The organism is Aquirufa sp. HETE-40SA, assembly GCF_054558635.1.
On sequence record NZ_JBPXKN010000003.1, the window covers coordinates 312,864 to 328,361 of the forward strand.

At 43.8% G+C, this 15,498-nt stretch carries 14 protein-coding genes; 7 read left to right on the forward strand and 7 right to left on the reverse strand.

Annotation, left to right across the window (positions count from 1 at the left end):
- The first annotated feature begins 2 nt into the window (after positions 1-2).
- The 5 genes from ACRZ9O_RS09395 to ACRZ9O_RS09415 are packed head-to-tail and all read left to right on the forward strand — an operon-like array spanning position 3 to position 8,433.
- Positions 3-1,076 carry an NHL repeat-containing protein gene (locus tag ACRZ9O_RS09395; RefSeq protein ID WP_459458548.1) on the forward strand — a complete coding sequence of 358 codons (1,074 nt, stop codon included), beginning with the start codon at positions 3-5 and terminating at the stop codon, positions 1,074-1,076.
- A complete protein-coding gene (locus tag ACRZ9O_RS09400; RefSeq protein ID WP_459458550.1) occupies positions 1,077-2,510 on the forward strand; it encodes a c-type cytochrome domain-containing protein in 1,434 nt (477 codons plus the stop codon).
- Positions 2,511-2,562: 52 nt separating this feature from the next.
- Entirely contained in the window at positions 2,563-4,881 is a 2,319-nt protein-coding gene (locus ACRZ9O_RS09405) for a PSD1 and planctomycete cytochrome C domain-containing protein (RefSeq protein ID WP_459458552.1), read from the forward strand.
- A 1-nt stretch (position 4,882) separates the two neighbouring features.
- On the forward strand, positions 4,883-6,334 hold the full coding sequence (locus tag ACRZ9O_RS09410) for a DUF1501 domain-containing protein (protein WP_459458554.1): 1,452 nt from the start codon (positions 4,883-4,885) through the stop codon (positions 6,332-6,334).
- The gene (locus ACRZ9O_RS09415; protein WP_459458556.1) at positions 6,334-8,433 is read left to right on the forward strand and encodes a c-type cytochrome domain-containing protein; all 2,100 of its coding nucleotides are present in this window, start codon (positions 6,334-6,336) and stop codon (positions 8,431-8,433) included. The genes ACRZ9O_RS09410 and ACRZ9O_RS09415 overlap by 1 nt, the downstream gene beginning before the upstream one ends.
- Positions 8,434-8,492: 59 nt before the next feature.
- Here the strand turns inward: ACRZ9O_RS09415 and ACRZ9O_RS09420 are convergent, their stop codons facing one another.
- Positions 8,493-8,720, reverse strand: coding sequence for a hypothetical protein (locus tag ACRZ9O_RS09420; RefSeq protein WP_459458558.1), 228 nt, complete (start codon positions 8,718-8,720; stop codon positions 8,493-8,495).
- Positions 8,721-8,768: 48 nt separating this feature from the next.
- A complete protein-coding gene (locus ACRZ9O_RS09425; RefSeq protein ID WP_459458560.1) occupies positions 8,769-9,209 on the reverse strand; it encodes a QcrA and Rieske domain-containing protein in 441 nt (146 codons plus the stop codon).
- A 173-nt stretch (positions 9,210-9,382) separates the two neighbouring features.
- On the opposite strand from ACRZ9O_RS09425, the gene ACRZ9O_RS09430 reads away from it, so the two are divergent.
- Positions 9,383-11,791 (forward strand): TonB-dependent receptor domain-containing protein, encoded by a 2,409-nt coding sequence (locus ACRZ9O_RS09430; RefSeq protein WP_459458562.1) that lies wholly within the window; start codon positions 9,383-9,385, stop codon positions 11,789-11,791.
- Here the strand turns inward: ACRZ9O_RS09430 and ACRZ9O_RS09435 are convergent.
- Both ACRZ9O_RS09435 and ACRZ9O_RS09440 read right to left on the reverse strand, forming a co-directional pair.
- Positions 11,788-12,045 (reverse strand): Txe/YoeB family addiction module toxin, encoded by a 258-nt coding sequence (locus ACRZ9O_RS09435; protein WP_459458564.1) that lies wholly within the window; start codon positions 12,043-12,045, stop codon positions 11,788-11,790. The genes ACRZ9O_RS09430 and ACRZ9O_RS09435 overlap by 4 nt on opposite strands.
- The gene (locus tag ACRZ9O_RS09440) at positions 12,045-12,296 is read right to left on the reverse strand and encodes a type II toxin-antitoxin system Phd/YefM family antitoxin (RefSeq protein ID WP_459458566.1); all 252 of its coding nucleotides are present in this window, start codon (positions 12,294-12,296) and stop codon (positions 12,045-12,047) included. The genes ACRZ9O_RS09435 and ACRZ9O_RS09440 overlap by 1 nt, the downstream gene beginning before the upstream one ends.
- Before the next feature lie 87 nt (positions 12,297-12,383).
- Here ACRZ9O_RS09440 and ACRZ9O_RS09445 point away from each other — a divergent pair, with 87 nt between their 5' ends.
- Positions 12,384-13,721 carry a PhoPQ-activated pathogenicity-related family protein gene (locus ACRZ9O_RS09445; protein ID WP_459458568.1) on the forward strand — a complete coding sequence of 446 codons (1,338 nt, stop codon included), beginning with the start codon at positions 12,384-12,386 and terminating at the stop codon, positions 13,719-13,721.
- Positions 13,722-13,775: 54 nt separating this feature from the next.
- Here the strand turns inward: ACRZ9O_RS09445 and ACRZ9O_RS09450 are convergent, their stop codons facing one another.
- From ACRZ9O_RS09450 to ACRZ9O_RS09460, 3 genes are all read right to left on the reverse strand, one after another.
- Positions 13,776-14,333: a hypothetical protein gene (locus ACRZ9O_RS09450; RefSeq protein ID WP_459458570.1), complete on the reverse strand. Its 558-nt coding sequence runs from the start codon at positions 14,331-14,333 to the stop codon at positions 13,776-13,778.
- Between the two features lie 25 nt (positions 14,334-14,358).
- Positions 14,359-14,904, reverse strand: a complete 546-nt coding sequence (locus ACRZ9O_RS09455) for a nuclear transport factor 2 family protein (RefSeq protein ID WP_459458572.1) — start codon at positions 14,902-14,904, stop codon at positions 14,359-14,361.
- A gap of 143 nt (positions 14,905-15,047) precedes the next feature.
- Positions 15,048-15,494 (reverse strand): winged helix-turn-helix transcriptional regulator, encoded by a 447-nt coding sequence (locus ACRZ9O_RS09460; protein WP_459458574.1) that lies wholly within the window; start codon positions 15,492-15,494, stop codon positions 15,048-15,050.
- Between the last annotated feature and the right edge of the window lie 4 nt (positions 15,495-15,498).

The following is a 15,498-nucleotide window of genomic DNA, read 5'->3' on the forward strand; positions in this document are numbered from 1 at the left end:
GAATGAAAGAATTTATCCCACGCAGAGACTTTTTAAAAGCGAGTTCCGCACTGATCGGAACAGGCTTATTATCTAACAACAACAATATGAAAAAAATCGCACCCAAAGCTGGCGAAATCACCTTAGGCCATGGCTCATTTACGTATAAAGTAGTTCCTAATTGGGGCATTTTAGATGCTGGGAAAAATCCAGTAAACGACTGCCATGAGATGGTAGAAGACGCGAAAGGCCGACTTTTTATGCTCACTAACGAAGTGAAAAACAACGTCCTCATCTACGATAAATCCGGCAAACTACTCGACTCTTGGGGACATTCCTATCCGGGTGCGCATGGTTTAACTATACTAAATGAGGGAGGCGAACAATTTTTATTAATCTGTGATAACAATCGTCATCAAGTGATCAAAACCGATTTAAAAGGTCGCGAGATTTTCAAGATTGATTACCCGAAAGAGACGGGCGTTTACGATCATCCACTTCAATTTGTTCCCACGGAAACAGCAGTTAATCCAAAGAATGGTGACATCTATGTGGCCGATGGATATGGGGCTAATTACATCATTCAATACGATTCGAAAGGCCGTTATATCCGCCACTTTGGGGGACAATCCTCCGTTTACGACGACAATAAGTTCAACTGCTGCCATGGGGTTTTAGTGGATACCCGCGACCCCAATAACTGGACATTATTAATCACAGATCGCGTAAATAATAGCTTAAAGCGCTTTACGTTAGACGGCAAATTCATCACACGATACCACCTACCTGGATCCTTTGTTTGTCGCCCAGTATTGCATGGTGACTACATTCTAGCTGCCTGCTTCCGTAGCACAGATGCCTCCCTAGCGGGTTCTGGATACATCCAAATCCTAGATAAAAACATGAAGGTCGTTTCAACTCCAGGAGGTTCGGAACCCATCTACCAAAATGGCGTTTTACAAAAACAGGTAAAGGACGACGTGCATAAAGTGTTCATCCACCCGCATGATGTCTATGCGGATTCCGACGAAAACATCTATGTGCCGCAGTGGGCTTCTGGAAAAACCTATCCGATCAAACTTGAACGAATTGGCTAAATGATACTAGCGGAGGCGAGCCAGTCGTGGCTGCAGTTTTGGGGACATTTCCATCCTATGCTGGTGCATTTGCCCATCGGGATGTTCTTCATGGCGGGGATACTGCATTTTTTCTATGCGCAAAAGCAGGTTGAGATGCGTCCAATTGTAGTCCAAATTTTAATCTGGACATCTGCATTTTCGGTAATCTCCGCAGCCATGGGTTGGTCGCTAGCACAATCTGGGGAATACGATCCTTCCACATTACAAATCCACCAGTGGCTGGGAATAAGTACTTGCGTGCTATCGGTAGGTTTAACCTGCGTCATGCGCGCTGGTAGGTCTATTCAAATCACTAACCTCCTATTTATTTTGGGTTTGCTTTTCCTCACTATCACCGGACATTACGGGGGAAATTTAACGCATGGCTCTGATTATTTGACGGCGAGTTTACCCGCGCCTACCCGTGAGATGCTAGGAATAAAAATGGAGAAAGAAGCCGAAGAGATCCCTAGAATCACGAACCTGAAAGAGGCCGTAGTTTATACGCAACTGGTAAAACCGATTTTAACCCAGCGCTGTATTTCCTGCCACAATGCCGAAAAGCAAAAAGGAAAGTTACGTTTAGATACCCCTAATTTTATCCTAGCAGGCGGCGAAGATGGCCCCATTATCGCAGCCGGCAAGCCCTCAGAGAGCGAGTTAATCAAACGACTTTTACTGGAACAGAACGATGAACACCACATGCCTCCTAAAGGGAAAACTCCCCTAACCGAGAATGAAATTTCCTTACTGCATTGGTGGATACAGCAGGGGGCTGATTTTAACAAAAAAGTAGCACAGTTGTCCTCAGATGAGAAAATAAATGCCATTTTAAAGACGTACACACAAGCGGACGCAGCACAGGAATCCGCTGTTTTTAAACAGTCAATAAGTGCGGCAGATGAGGCTGATCTTGCGCGGATTCGCAAGCACGGTTTACTCGCAAATCCCATTTCGAAAGACCAAAACTACATCGAGGTCAATGCCATTAACGCCCCGCGCGTTACCAACAAAGAACTAGCAGATTTAAAATCAATCAATGCCCAAATAATCCGCTTAAAATTAGGGAATACACAAGTTAGCGGAGATTTTATGAAGGAAATAGCGGACATGCCTTTGTTGATTTTCCTTGATTTACAGCATACCAAAATTGCTGATCAGGATCTGGAGAGCCTAAAAGGCCTGGCCTATTTAGAATCAATTAACCTAGTAGGCACCCAAATCAGTGACCGAGGTTTGCAAACGCTAGCGAAAATCAATTCGCTCAAGCGCGTCTATATATGGCAAACACGTGTAACTGAAAAAGGCGTGGCGCAACTCAAAAAAATGCGACCAGATGTAGCCATCCAATCAGGATTCAAAGGGCAGTGGCCGATCGAAATAGACAGCGCCCAGCTAGCCTTTAACAAATAGCAATTTTCAAAGAAAAAATTTAATCGTATATTTCCGTTATCGTACTAAAACTATGACCTCACTGAGCAAGCGATTTGGATTTCTTTTACTCCTAGCCATCGGAAGCATTTTTGCATATACCCGCTGTTCAGATACGCAAGCGCAGGAAACCGCGATGCCAGACGTCATTGACTATAATTACCACATCCGACCGATTCTCTCTGACCGTTGTTTTAAATGCCATGGGCCGGATGCGAACAAACGAAAGGCGGGCCTCCGATTAGACACTCCGGAAGGAGCTTACGCTGCCTTCAAGGATAATCCTTCCATGCACGCCATTGTCCCAGGTCACCCAGAATCTTCTGATGCTTTTCAGCGATTAATCACGAAAGATACCTCGTTAAGAATGCCTACGATGAGTTCGCATTTGACGGTGACGCCACATGAAATTGACCTAATCGAGAAATGGATCAAACAAGGCGCGGTTTACAAACCACATTGGGCCTTTATAAAACCCGCAAAATCGGAATTACCTACTGCAGATGAGGATTGGGTACGCAACCCCATCGACTATTTTGTCTTTGCGAAAATGGCGGAGAAATCGTTGAAGCCTAGCCCAGAAGCATCGAAAGAACAGTTATTGAAACGAGTTTGCCTCGATTTAACTGGCCTGCCTCCCACGCTCGAAATGCAGGATCGTTTTCTACAAGACGACAGCCCGCAAGCCTATGAGAAGATCGTTAACGAGCTAATCAGCAGCAAACATTACGGCGAAAAAATGTCCATTCAATGGCTGGATTTAGCCCGATATGCGGATTCTCATGGCTACCAGGATGATGGTTTACGCACGATGTGGCCTTGGCGAGATTGGGTGATACACGCGTTTAACTCAAATTATTCGTATGCTAAGTTCGTCACCTGGCAATTAGCTGGCGACCTGTTACCGAAACCGTCTAAAGAAATGCTACTCGCCACCGGGTTTAATCGCAACCACAAGATTACGCAAGAAGGCGGGGTGATTGACGAAGAATACCGCGTGGAATATGTGAACGACCGTACGAATACTTTTTCGAAATCTTTCCTTGCGCTCACCTTCGAATGTGCACGCTGCCACGATCACAAATACGATCCTATTTCGCAAAAGGACTATTATAGCACCTATGCTTTCTTCAACCAAGTACCTGAAAAAGGCTTGTATGGAACCATCGACGCCTCATTTGCGGATCCACCTAATATGTCTATCTCGACGAAAGACGTGCAATCGATACTGAAGTTTATTCACAAAAAAGATACCGCAACAGTCGACGTCATGGTCATGGCTGATTCCAGTAAACATCGGCCTACCTATGTATTGTCTCGCGGCAATTACGATATGCCTGGGCCTGAGGTAGGTTTTGGTTTGCCAAAAAGTATTTTACCCTTCACCCCTGCCAAGTACAGTCAAAATCGACTTGGATTAGCCCGTTGGGTAGTAGATCCTGCAAACCCGCTGACATCTCGGGTGTTTGTGAACCGGATGTGGGCCCAGTTTTTTGGGCGAGGCATCGTGAAAACGGTGGGCGATTTCGGAATGCAAGGCGAACTTCCTACCCATCCGGAATTACTAGACTGGTTAGCCGTTGATTTCCAAAGTCACGGCTGGAATATCAAACGATTAGTCAAACAAATCGTTTTGTCAGCCACCTACCAACAAGCCTCCACCGTCAGCTCTACTTCCCTTAAAGTAGACCCGGAAAATATCTATTTATCGCGTATGTCTAGGATACGTATTCCGGCTGAACAGATTCGGGATCAAGTATTAGCCTCCGCTGGCATCCTAAATAAAGAAATCGGTGGTCCGAGCGTTAAAACCTACCAGCCTAAAGGACTCTGGGAAGTGGCCACATCCGGCCGTGGATCATTAATGAATTACATCCAAGATCACAACCAAGATTTATACCGCCGCGGCATGTATGTGTTCATTAAACGTACCGTTCCACCACCTACGATGTTGATTTTCGACGCGAGTAATCGCGATCAATGTGAGGTGCAAAGAGGTCGAACGAATACGCCATTGCAGGCTTTGGTGATGATGAATGATCCACACGTATTGGAAAGTTCGCGCGTCTTGGCCAGCCAATTTTCACGTGAAAAGGGGAGCCTTGAAGAGAAATTAACGCGGGCGTTTAGGCGCATCGTTTGTCGAGCTCCGAAAGAAAAGGAACTCGCGATGTTGAAAAAGTACTATGAAGCAGAGCAAGCCTCTTGTGTTCAAAACCCGAAGAAGGTTCAGAAACTTATGAAGATAGGGGAATACAAACAGGACAAGGCAGCGGTTACCGGATCCACGGCGGCCATGATGCTGACGATTCAATTAATTTATAATCTAGAGGAGGCCATCATGCGGGTATAATATGGAAAATGAATTCTTCAAAAATCGACTGAATATTACGCGCCGACACTTCTTTGGTCAGGCGGCTGCGGGCATAGGCGGATTAGCCTTGGGTTCACTTTTAGTGCCTGAGCTTTTCAAAGGCGATGCCTCCGCTCAATCTTTACCCTTAGGTGTCGCGCACTTTGCCCCTAAGGCAAAACGCGTCATTTACCTCTGCCAAAACGGTGCCCCCTCGCAATATGAGAGTTTCGATTACAAGCCTATGCTAAACAAAATGGCAGGGCAAGATCTCCCAGATTCGATTCGCGGGACCCAAAGGCTCACCGGAATGACGGCATCGCAAGATAAATTCCCGCTTGTCGGTTCGTATTATAATTTCAAACAACACGGAAAATCGGGTACGTACATCAGTGAAATATTCCCACACATCGGCTCCATCGCGGATGATATTTGTGTGATTCGCACCATGAGTACCGATGCGATTAACCACGATCCGGCTTTGACCTTTTTACAAACGGGAGCCCAGGTGGGTAACCGCCCAAGTATGGGTGCCTGGATGTCCTATGGTTTAGGAAGTGAGAACAAAAACCTTCCGGCTTTCTGCGTGTTGCTTTCGCGCGGACGTGGAAATGGACAGGGTGTTTATTCGAAGCTTTGGACGAATGGATTTTTAGATTCAACCCATCAAGGTGTCGTATTTAGTAGTTCAGAGGATCCCATTTTATACTTGAATGATTCGGATGGAATCGACAAGGCCGGACGACGCAGAATGCTGGACCAGCTCGCTGAATTAAACCACGAAGGTTTTGCGGAGAATAAGGATCCGGAAGTAGAGGCCAAAGTACAACAATACGAAATGGCCTACCGCATGCAAACGGCGGTCCCAGAATTAACGGATTTATCGAAAGAGCCCGATCACATTATCAAAATGTACGGGCCAGAATGTTTAGTTCCAGGGACCTATGCGGCGAATGTTTTGCTAGCGCGTAAACTATCCGAATCGGGCGTTCGCTTCGTGCAAATTTACCACCAAGGCTGGGACTCCCATGGCAATCTGCCACAAGAAATGGCGATGCAAGCGCAGGATGTAGACCGATCGTCAGCAGCGCTAATTACAGACTTGAAACAGCGCGGATTATTAGACGAAACGCTGGTGATTTGGGGAGGGGAATTTGGTCGGACGAATTATTGCCAGGGTAAATATACCGTAGACAATTACGGTCGCGATCACCACCCGCGTGCTTACAGTATTTTCATGGCCGGCGGCGGCGTAAAGGCTGGGACGGTTTATGGAGAGACCGATGAGCTGGGCTATAATGTCGTGAAAGACCCGGTGCACATCCATGATTTCCATGCGACGGTACAGCATTTGATGGGAATCAATCACGAACAATTAACTTACAAACATTTGGGTCGTCGTTACCGATTAACCGATATTGCGGGGAACGTTTTACCAGGATTAATCGCGTAATGGGGAAAGTAGAAAAGATAGGAAATTTGATTTTGTGGGGTCTTCAAGGCTTCCTCGTTTTCCTCTTGATTTTCCAGTCGAGCTTTGCTTTACCGCTGACCGGAATCGGCCATTTGCATCCTTTGATTTTACATCTGCCTATCGGCTTCGGAGTTTTATTACTCGGTCTTTTTGCCATCAAAAATCAGTTGACTTCCTTCGATGTTTTAGTTGAATTCCTGTTATTAATCACCGCGATCTTTTCAACATTTACGGCCATTTTTGGTTTGTTTTTGGCCAAAGAAGGCGGCTATGAAACGAGCGCTTTAGACTGGCACCAGTGGTCGGGCGTCGCGGTGTCATTTGTGTATTTTGTTTGGGTGCTACTCCGCAGAAACCTCCTCGTAGGAGCAGGTCTTGGATTCATCGCCTTAGTGGTGGCTGGCCACACGGGGGCGAGCATTACGCATGGGGAAGACTATTTACGTTTTGGGGAGAAGGCGATGGAAATCAACTCGGAAAGTGTGGTATTTGAAGACATTGTCCAACCCATTTTAAAAGCCAAATGTGAGTCGTGTCACAATGACCAAAAGACAAAAGGCGCGCTCAAAATGAATAGCATAGCGAACCTGATGAAGGGCGGAAAACATGGGGCGATTTGGAAGGCGGGGGATGCGTTGAATAGTCACCTCATTCAACGAATCAAATTGCCCATGAATGCGAAAGAGCACATGCCTCCGCTGGGAAAAGCACAGTTGACTCCCGACGAAATAACCATTTTAACTCTTTGGGTAAAAGAAGGGGCGTCTTTCGAAAAGAAAGTAGGTCAGTTCAGTGCTGATTTTCAGAAACTAATACAGCCTTCTGCAGTAAGCGCAACCACAAAATCCTACGATTTTTCAGCTGCTTCTCAATCAGCCATCGAATCTGTGAACACCCCGTATTGCACGGTGTATCCGATCGCAAATGAATCCCCCGCTTTGCAGGCAGATTTTTATGTAGCGGCTAAATTTGATCCTAAAACGCTATCCGATTTATCTCAAGTCAGCGAGCAATTAGTGGGCTTGCAACTCTCGAAAATGCCCATCACAAACGAGTCCTTAAATCAGGTTTCGAAGTTCCCGAATCTTGAAAAATTGAACCTAAATTTCACGTCCATTGACGACGAGGGCATAGCACAATTAACTGGCTTAAATCAGTTAGAACAGTTGTCGATTTCTGGGACGAAAGTAGGCAAATCAGGTGTCTCGAAATTACTCGCAAAGCTCCCAGCCTTAAAGGAAATTCATGTCTGGAGCACGAACCTTTCTGCACCTGATTTAGCTGCATTACGCAAGCAATTTCCGAAGGTTACCTTCGATGAAGGCTACATTCCGAAAGAGGAAACCTTGCAGATCAATCCACCCATTTTAGTGAATGAAAATCTGATTTTAAAACCGAACGAAAAACTTACCTTTAAACATACCTTGCGTGACGTGCTATTCCGCTACACCTTAAATGATTCGTTACCCGATAGCTTGCGTAGTCCAGCAACCAAGGCATCGATTGCCATTGCGAATTATGCGAAGGTTCGCATATTGGCCACAAAGCCTGGCTGGCTCGTTAGCAAGCCTATCGATATGCGTGTCTATAAATCTCAATTTATCCCTTCTCGTGTTGATCTGTTAACCACACCAGATCCCATGTATCCTGCGGCAGGCGGTGCGAGCTTATACGATTTTGTATTAGGTGCTCGAGAAGTGAAAGGGGTATCGAATTATTCTTGGCTAGGCTTTAAAGAAACAGACTTCGATGCGGTAGCATCCTTTACGCAGCCGGCACAAATCCATGGCGTAACCCTTTCGTATTTAGAGCGAACGGATTCAGACGTTTTCCCTCCGGTGAAGGTGGAGGTTTGGGGTGGTGATGCGCCTGATAAATTGCGATTACTCACTACCGTAAAGCCCATCCAACCTAAAGAGAAAAATGGCTATTCGCCACGTGGGATTAACATCCCGATTACTGGCACAAATGCCAAATATTACCGCATCAAAGCAGAACGATTAAAAAGAATGCCGGCCTTTGTGGATAACAAGGGCAAGGGCGCTTGGCTACGGGTAGACGAATTATTGTTTTATTAAACAGCTTAAGAATTAAAGAAAAAAGCACCTTCGAAAAGGTGCTTTTTATTGGATAAAGATTACTTCGGTCGGTAAATCGCTCCGGTTGCGAAATCAACAATAGCGCCTGGCCAAAACAAGATCACATCAGCAATCAAAGCACCTGCTCTAATTTCTCTCTGTGGTTGACCCGCCGCAGGTCGAGTTCGTTGGTACTCTGTCACTCTTCCGCCAAAAACGGTTGCGCAAGAACTCATAGATGCTAAAATTGCTAAAGCAAAAAGCGATCTAGTTAAAGATTTTTTCATGTGGTTAAATTTTGTGAACCACAATTTAGAATTTTTTAACGCATTATGCTACGACTTAACGGTTAATGTTGACCCCGTAATCTCAACTATTAATTTCGTTAAACCCCTGGTCGCCGGCCCTTGCACTAATGACCCATTGGCACTAAATGCTGATCCGTGAGCAGAACAGAAAAAAGAAGTTGTAGAGCTGTTATATTCCACCGTTGCCCCTGCATGAGGACATGAAGAGGAGAAGGCCGCAAAGCTATTGCCTGTATTTCCAGTTGCAGTACGAATGACGATGACCCCACTTTTGGCAATAAAATCATTCACATTCCTTAACTCTGTAGCTAAATTTATGGTCACTCCTGACGTATTACCAACCGGAATTGCACTGTTCCCTGGCGTGACTGGCTCCTCTTTAGAACAGGCCGCAGCCAAACAGGCAACACAAGTGGCAGCAAGGCCCCCAGATAACTTATTTAAGAACTCTTCGCGATTAATTTTCATCTTAATTAGCTGTTTAGCAAGCATTAAACTAGAAAGCGCTCCATTTGTTTCGAAAAAAGCTTAATGAGATTTCGACAAAAATATTATTTAAAATAATTCTAAATAGTGTTGTGCGAATCGCGATCGCTTTCTACATTTGCACTCTATTTAAAATTAGTCTAAATAAAATCTAAATGAAAAAAAGCCTCCTAGCTCTCTTATTCCTAATCCATTTCTCTTCGATTGCACAATTAGGGGCTATTTCAGGGCAGATTACATCTGAGACAAAAGAGCCCCTTCCGGGAGCCACTATTGCACTCTTAGGTACAGTTCGCGGAGTAGAAAGTAATGCCAAAGGCAACTATGTGTTGAAAGGATTAAAGCCCGGTCAGTATACTGTCAAAGTGAGTTATGTAGGTTACAAACCTAGCCTAGTAGAAGTCACACTAATAGAAGGCGAACAGCGCGAAACAAACTTTACTTTAAGTGATGTGACAGAACTTCAAGGTGTTTCGGTTTTTGCACAATCGGGTGTAAAAGGGAACACATTTTTACCGGAAGTCAATGAATACACCATCACGGCTGGCAAAAAAAACGAGGTCATCTTGCTCGATAACCTTCAAGCGAATTTAGCGATGAATAATTCCCGCCAAATCTTCTCTAAAACCCCCGGTATATCCGTTTGGGAAAGTGATGGTTCAGGCATACAGTTAGGGGTCGCGTCTCGAGGGCTTTCCCCTAATCGCTCCTGGGAATTTAATGTGCGCATGGACGGTTACGACATCACTCCTGACCCGATGGGTTATCCAGAGGCCTATTACACCCCACCGATGGAAGTGGTGGACCGCATTGAAATTATTCGCGGGGCGAGCTCTCTACAGTATGGGCCGCAATTTGGTGGACTCATGAACTTTGTCCTTCGCAAACCTGATCTGTCTACGAAACTAGTAGTAGAAAGCCAAAACACCACCGGAAACAATGGCCTATTCAGCTCCTTTAATTACGTGGGCGGAACCGCAGGACGTTTAAGTTATACCACCTACTACCAAAAAAGAGTAGGAAATGGATGGCGCCAGAACTCCTATTTTAACACAGACCACTCGCATGCAGAGGTATCCTACGCGGTTTCAAACAAACTTAAATTAGGAGCTCAGCTGACTTATATGTACACACAGAGTCAACAAGCAGGCGGTTTAACCGATTCTGAATTTGCCCAAAACGCTCAGCAAAGTAAGCGCGCCAGAAACTGGTTTAGCAACCCTTGGTTCATCTATGCATTAACGGCGGACTATGTCATTAATACAGAATCGAAACTGAGTTTGAAGTATTTTGGGACCACGGCTGAACGAAATTCTGTGGGTTTTACGAAGGCCATCACTGAGGTTGACCTTATGGGAAATAGACAAGTAGACCGAGATTATTACCAAACAAACGGTATGGAATTGCGCTATCTAGTAAACTATCGGCTAGGGTCTTGGAAGAATACGGTGGCCACAGGTTTTCGCTATTTCAGCGGCGAAATCAAGCGCAAGCAATTAGGTGTGGGTAGCAATGGAAGCGGTATGGATTTTGACATTCAAGGATTGTATACTCGGGATTTGGTCTTCCATAATACCAATTACGCTGCTTTTGCAGAGACGATTCTAAGGCCATCAGATCGTTTGCTAGTGACCTTAGGTGCCCGTTTGGAACAAATCGAAACCCACATGATGGGACAATCTGGACTTAATACAGCTGCTACACCGAGTAGCCGAGGACGATCATTCGTTTTACTAGGCGCTGGAGCAGAATACAAAGTAAGTACAAACACAAAAATGTATAGTAATATCGCACAAGCGTATCGCCCCGTTTTAGCTTCAGATCTATTACCACCAGCGACCACAGACGTGATTGACCCTAATTTATCGGATGCCAAAGGTTTCAATTTCGACCTAGGTTATCGAGGAGAACTGGGGAATTACTTGACCTTTGATATCGACTATTTTCACCTCGATTACGATAACCGAGTTGGGACCATTTCACGCACAAATAGCGAAGGAAAAATCTACCAATACCGCACGAATCTAGGACATTCGGTTTCCAAAGGTACAGAGGCCTACATTGAATTTAGCCCTACATCGGCTTGGCTAAAAGGAACTAGCATAGGAAATATATCCATGTTTGCCTCCATCGCGGCTATCCAAGCGCGCTATCTTGACTTCAAAACGACCTCTGTCGTAAACGGCAAAATTGTGGAAGGGAATTTAGCTGGCAAAACAGTAGAAAATGCCCCAGAGAAAATCAATCGTTACGGAATTACCTATTCGAAAAAAGGCCTATCTCTTAGCTGGCAAATCAGCGATATTGGTCAAGCCTTTGCTGACGCGAGCAACACGGTTACCCCTAATGCCGCAGCGACAACTGGATTAATTCCGGCTTACCAGGTACAAGATATCTCGGGATCATACAAGTTTAAAAAATATGCCCAGCTGAAGTTTGGGGTGAATAACCTGACAGATGCGCGTTACTTTACCAGAAGATCTGGTGGCTATCCGGGACCAGGAATTTTACCAGCAGATGGCCGGACTTGGTATGTGGGATTGAATGTGAAGTTTGTGAATTAGTCGTAATGAAAACGACATTTCACGATTTGGATTTCATCATCTACAATTCGATAAATCAATCGATGTTCTTCGTCAATTCTTCTCGACCAAAATCCAGCATAATTAAATTTTAGTGCTTCCGGTTTCCCAATTCCATCAAATGGATTTCGAGAAATGTCCTTAACCAGCTCATTGATCCGCTTGATTTTGTGCTTATCAATTTTCTGCCAATAAAGATAGTCCTCCCAAGAAAGCTCCGTGAATACAATTTTCATTATTCAGCGAGGTCCTTATATACTTTCTTGCCTGCTTTTAATGATTCGATAGATTCGTCTAATCGTTGTTGATTCTTGCGAGAGGACAATTCATGCTGTGTACTTCTTAGCGAATTATATTCCTCTAAAGACATAATCACTACCCCCGTATCTTTCCCACGATTAATAATAAGCGTATCAAAGCTTTCGGTCACACGATCGAAGTAGCTTTTAATGTCTTTTCTAAAATCGGATAAGGTGGTCGTTAACATAATGTACAATTTTGTGTACAAATATATGTACATAATATAGCTAATCCAATTTCTTTTTTATATTTACCAAAACTATATAATCTAACTATGAAAAATCTATTCGCCGGAATCACCTTCCTTTTGATTCCTATTCTGGGATTTTCACAAACTAAAATCACACCAGAAAACGCACTAAAAAGCTATCTAACCAATGGCGACGCAAACTACTCTTGGGAATTAAAAGATTCCGCTAGTCTAGGTAGTACTAAAGCGTATCAGGTATTACTAACCTCCCAAAAATGGCGCGGCATCAAATGGACGCACCAGCTCACCATTATCATCCCTGGAACCGTGCAATATGATGGCGCGCTTTTTTTTATAACGGGGGGAAGCAACAAAGACGAACTACCAAACTGGAGTAAAGACGACAAGTTATGGCCAGCTTTAGGAACTATCGCTATCAAAAACAAAGCCGTAGTTGCGCTCATTAAGCAAGTGCCTAACCAGCCCTTTTTTGATGGAAAAACGGAGGATGAATTAATCACCTATACCCTAAATGAATTCCGAAAAGACAAGGATTATTCGTGGCCATTATTATTTCCCATGGTGAAATCAGCGGTGAAAGGAATGGATGCAGTTCAAGAAATTGTGGCACAACAAACGAAGCACAAAATCAACAATTTTGTGATTTCAGGAGCTTCTAAACGCGGTTGGACAACTTGGCTTTCGAGTGCGATTGATGACAAGCGCGTGAAGGCGATCGGGCCTATGGTGATTGATATGTTGAACATGCCTAAAACCTTGAGCTACCAGTTTGAAACCTATGGAGAATACAGCGATCAGATAGAGGATTACGTTAAAATCGGTATCCCACAAAGCACAGAATCGCCAGACGGCAAGGCAATCACCGCCATGATTGACCCTTATTCTTATCGGACAAAGCTGACGGTTCCTAAGATGATTTTTGTGGCAACAAACGATCCGTATTGGACGGCGGATGCTATTAAACATTATTTTGGCCAAATCCCTGGTAAAAATTTAATCCATTATGTGCCAAACGCAGGCCACGATTTAGCGGGAGGAAAACAGGCGCTGGAAGGATTGAGCGCCTTCTTTGGCCTGACTTTACAAAACAAAGAATATCCCATAAGTACTTGGAATGTGGAGAAAGGAAAAGACGGATTTGAGTTAACCGTGCAAGCAAAACCAGAGGAGTTAGTTGAGGCGGCGATTTGGGCGACCACCTCAGCAGATCGAGATTTTCGCAATAATTTATGGCTAACACGCCGAGTTAAATTAGAAGGATCAACCGCTAAGTATACCATCCCCTTTGTAAAGAAAGGATACCAAGCCTTTTATATGGACCTGAAATACAAAGATCCGAACGGCGGAACTTACACGGTGAGTACGCGCATATTTACGACAGATACAAACAAGGTATTATAAAAAAGGGGGGCAATAAATGCCCCCCTTTTTGTCTCAAACCTTAAACCAATGACTTTATTTCTTTTGTGAAGCTGCCACTTCAGCTTTCAAAGTAGATGGATCGAACATGCGGTAGATTTGAACGACTTTATCATCTTTCCACCATAAGATCATGTGAAGCGGCACCTTGGTTTCCGCATTCGTATACTTCCCTTTGCCTTTCCATAATCCCCAGTAGCCTGTAGCCACTTGACCATTATTCCCAGTAAACGTTTTAAGATCGCCTGGTTTCAACGACATGGTAATATCGCTAAACAAGGTATGCGTATACATATCAGCATTAATAAATTCAGCACGACCACCTGGGCTATCTATTAATTTATCAAGGCTATCCACATTATTCACAAAGCCATCATATGATACAAGAGTGTCTGCATACAAATCATGTGCCGCCGATGTGTCATTTTTCATATATGCCTCAATCAATTGCTTTACTTTAGCTGTTTTATCGTCTAAAGAAACGTAGCTTCCGCCTTCCATATCTTCAGAACTCGCCGCATCAGCCTTTTTTTCTGGTGCATTACAAGCAAACATCGTTGCCAGTACAAGTAGGGATAAGAATACTTTTTTCATGTTGATTATGGTTTAAATAGGTGAATTATTTCTTTTGTGAAGCCGCAACCTCAGCATATAAAGCAGCCGGATCAAAATAGCGATATTCAGTAACGATTTTATCGCCTTCCCAAATAAAGGCAAGATGTAATGGAGCCGAAATTTCTTTATTAGTATACTTCCCTTTACCAGTCCACATACACCAAACTCCGGTATGAACTCTTCCGTCAGCAAAAACGAACGTCTTAATGTTATCCGTCGTCACCTTGATATCCGAAAAATAATCATGATTCATTCGCTCATTCGCAGCAAAACCTGCGCGTCCACCAGGATTTGGCTTTGTTTTTCCACCTTCTTGATTAGCGGCCATTTGATCATAAATCTTAACCGTATCAACATAGATTTCATAAATCTTTGTCGAATCATTTTTCATGTAGGCTTCCAAGGCCTCTCTTACTTTTTGAGACTTTTCATTTTGTGAGGAAAATGTTCCAGTGTCTGGATCAGATGTCGAGGCCTCAGCCTTTTTTTCTGGTGATGTACAGGCAAACATCGTTGCTATGAACATCAAGGGTAGTAGTAATTTTTTCATAGTTTAATTTAGAATAGTTAAATTTCTCAAATATAAGTATCATTTTGAAACTAAAAACAAATTCGCAATTATTTTTGCTATTTAAACCAACAAAAAAACCCCCGGAAATTTCCGGGGGCTCTAAAATTAAAAGATAAGACTCCTTAGATAACAAGGGTTTTCTTAAACGACTTGTAACTTTCAATCATCTCATTGATATAGTTATCCTTATCGTTTTTCATACGCGTTTTTACCACTTCGGTATACGTATCTCCTAAATGGTCATAATAAAAATCGGTGGTAAACAACGCGATTTCTACCATAATAGGAAATGTTTCCATCCCTTTTTCCTCTAAAATGTAATGCACATTTTTCTTGTTTGCTTCTCCTTTATTCCTACTTAGGTATCCAAGTGATTCCAGTTTTTTAAGCCGATTCGAAAGCATCTTGCTCGGCATTAATTCTGGTGCAGCCTTGAATTCATTAAACGTAGACTTGTGCAGAAACAACATGTCTCGCAGAATCAACAAGGTCCATTTATCCCCAAAAACATCCAAACCGGTTGCAACAGGGCATAAAGACCGAAACTGTACTACTGTATCATTTTCCATAACG

Excerpts from the sequence above, each read along its gene's own strand:
- ACRZ9O_RS09395 (WP_459458548.1), top strand. The coding sequence starts at position 3 with ATGAAAGAATTTATCCCACGCAGAGACTTTTTAAAAGCGAGTTCCGCA.
- ACRZ9O_RS09400 (WP_459458550.1), top strand. The coding sequence starts at position 1,077 with ATGATACTAGCGGAGGCGAGCCAGTCGTGGCTGCAGTTTTGGGGACAT.
- ACRZ9O_RS09405 (WP_459458552.1), top strand. The coding sequence starts at position 2,563 with ATGACCTCACTGAGCAAGCGATTTGGATTTCTTTTACTCCTAGCCATC.
- ACRZ9O_RS09410 (WP_459458554.1), top strand. The coding sequence starts at position 4,883 with ATGGAAAATGAATTCTTCAAAAATCGACTGAATATTACGCGCCGACAC.
- ACRZ9O_RS09415 (WP_459458556.1), top strand. The coding sequence starts at position 6,334 with ATGGGGAAAGTAGAAAAGATAGGAAATTTGATTTTGTGGGGTCTTCAA.
- ACRZ9O_RS09420 (WP_459458558.1), bottom strand. The coding sequence starts at position 8,720 with ATGAAAAAATCTTTAACTAGATCGCTTTTTGCTTTAGCAATTTTAGCA.
- ACRZ9O_RS09425 (WP_459458560.1), bottom strand. The coding sequence starts at position 9,209 with ATGAAAATTAATCGCGAAGAGTTCTTAAATAAGTTATCTGGGGGCCTT.
- ACRZ9O_RS09430 (WP_459458562.1), top strand. The coding sequence starts at position 9,383 with ATGAAAAAAAGCCTCCTAGCTCTCTTATTCCTAATCCATTTCTCTTCG.
- ACRZ9O_RS09435 (WP_459458564.1), bottom strand. The coding sequence starts at position 12,045 with ATGAAAATTGTATTCACGGAGCTTTCTTGGGAGGACTATCTTTATTGG.
- ACRZ9O_RS09440 (WP_459458566.1), bottom strand. The coding sequence starts at position 12,296 with ATGTTAACGACCACCTTATCCGATTTTAGAAAAGACATTAAAAGCTAC.
- ACRZ9O_RS09445 (WP_459458568.1), top strand. The coding sequence starts at position 12,384 with ATGAAAAATCTATTCGCCGGAATCACCTTCCTTTTGATTCCTATTCTG.
- ACRZ9O_RS09450 (WP_459458570.1), bottom strand. The coding sequence starts at position 14,333 with ATGAAAAAAGTATTCTTATCCCTACTTGTACTGGCAACGATGTTTGCT.
- ACRZ9O_RS09455 (WP_459458572.1), bottom strand. The coding sequence starts at position 14,904 with ATGAAAAAATTACTACTACCCTTGATGTTCATAGCAACGATGTTTGCC.
- ACRZ9O_RS09460 (WP_459458574.1), bottom strand. The coding sequence starts at position 15,494 with ATGGAAAATGATACAGTAGTACAGTTTCGGTCTTTATGCCCTGTTGCA.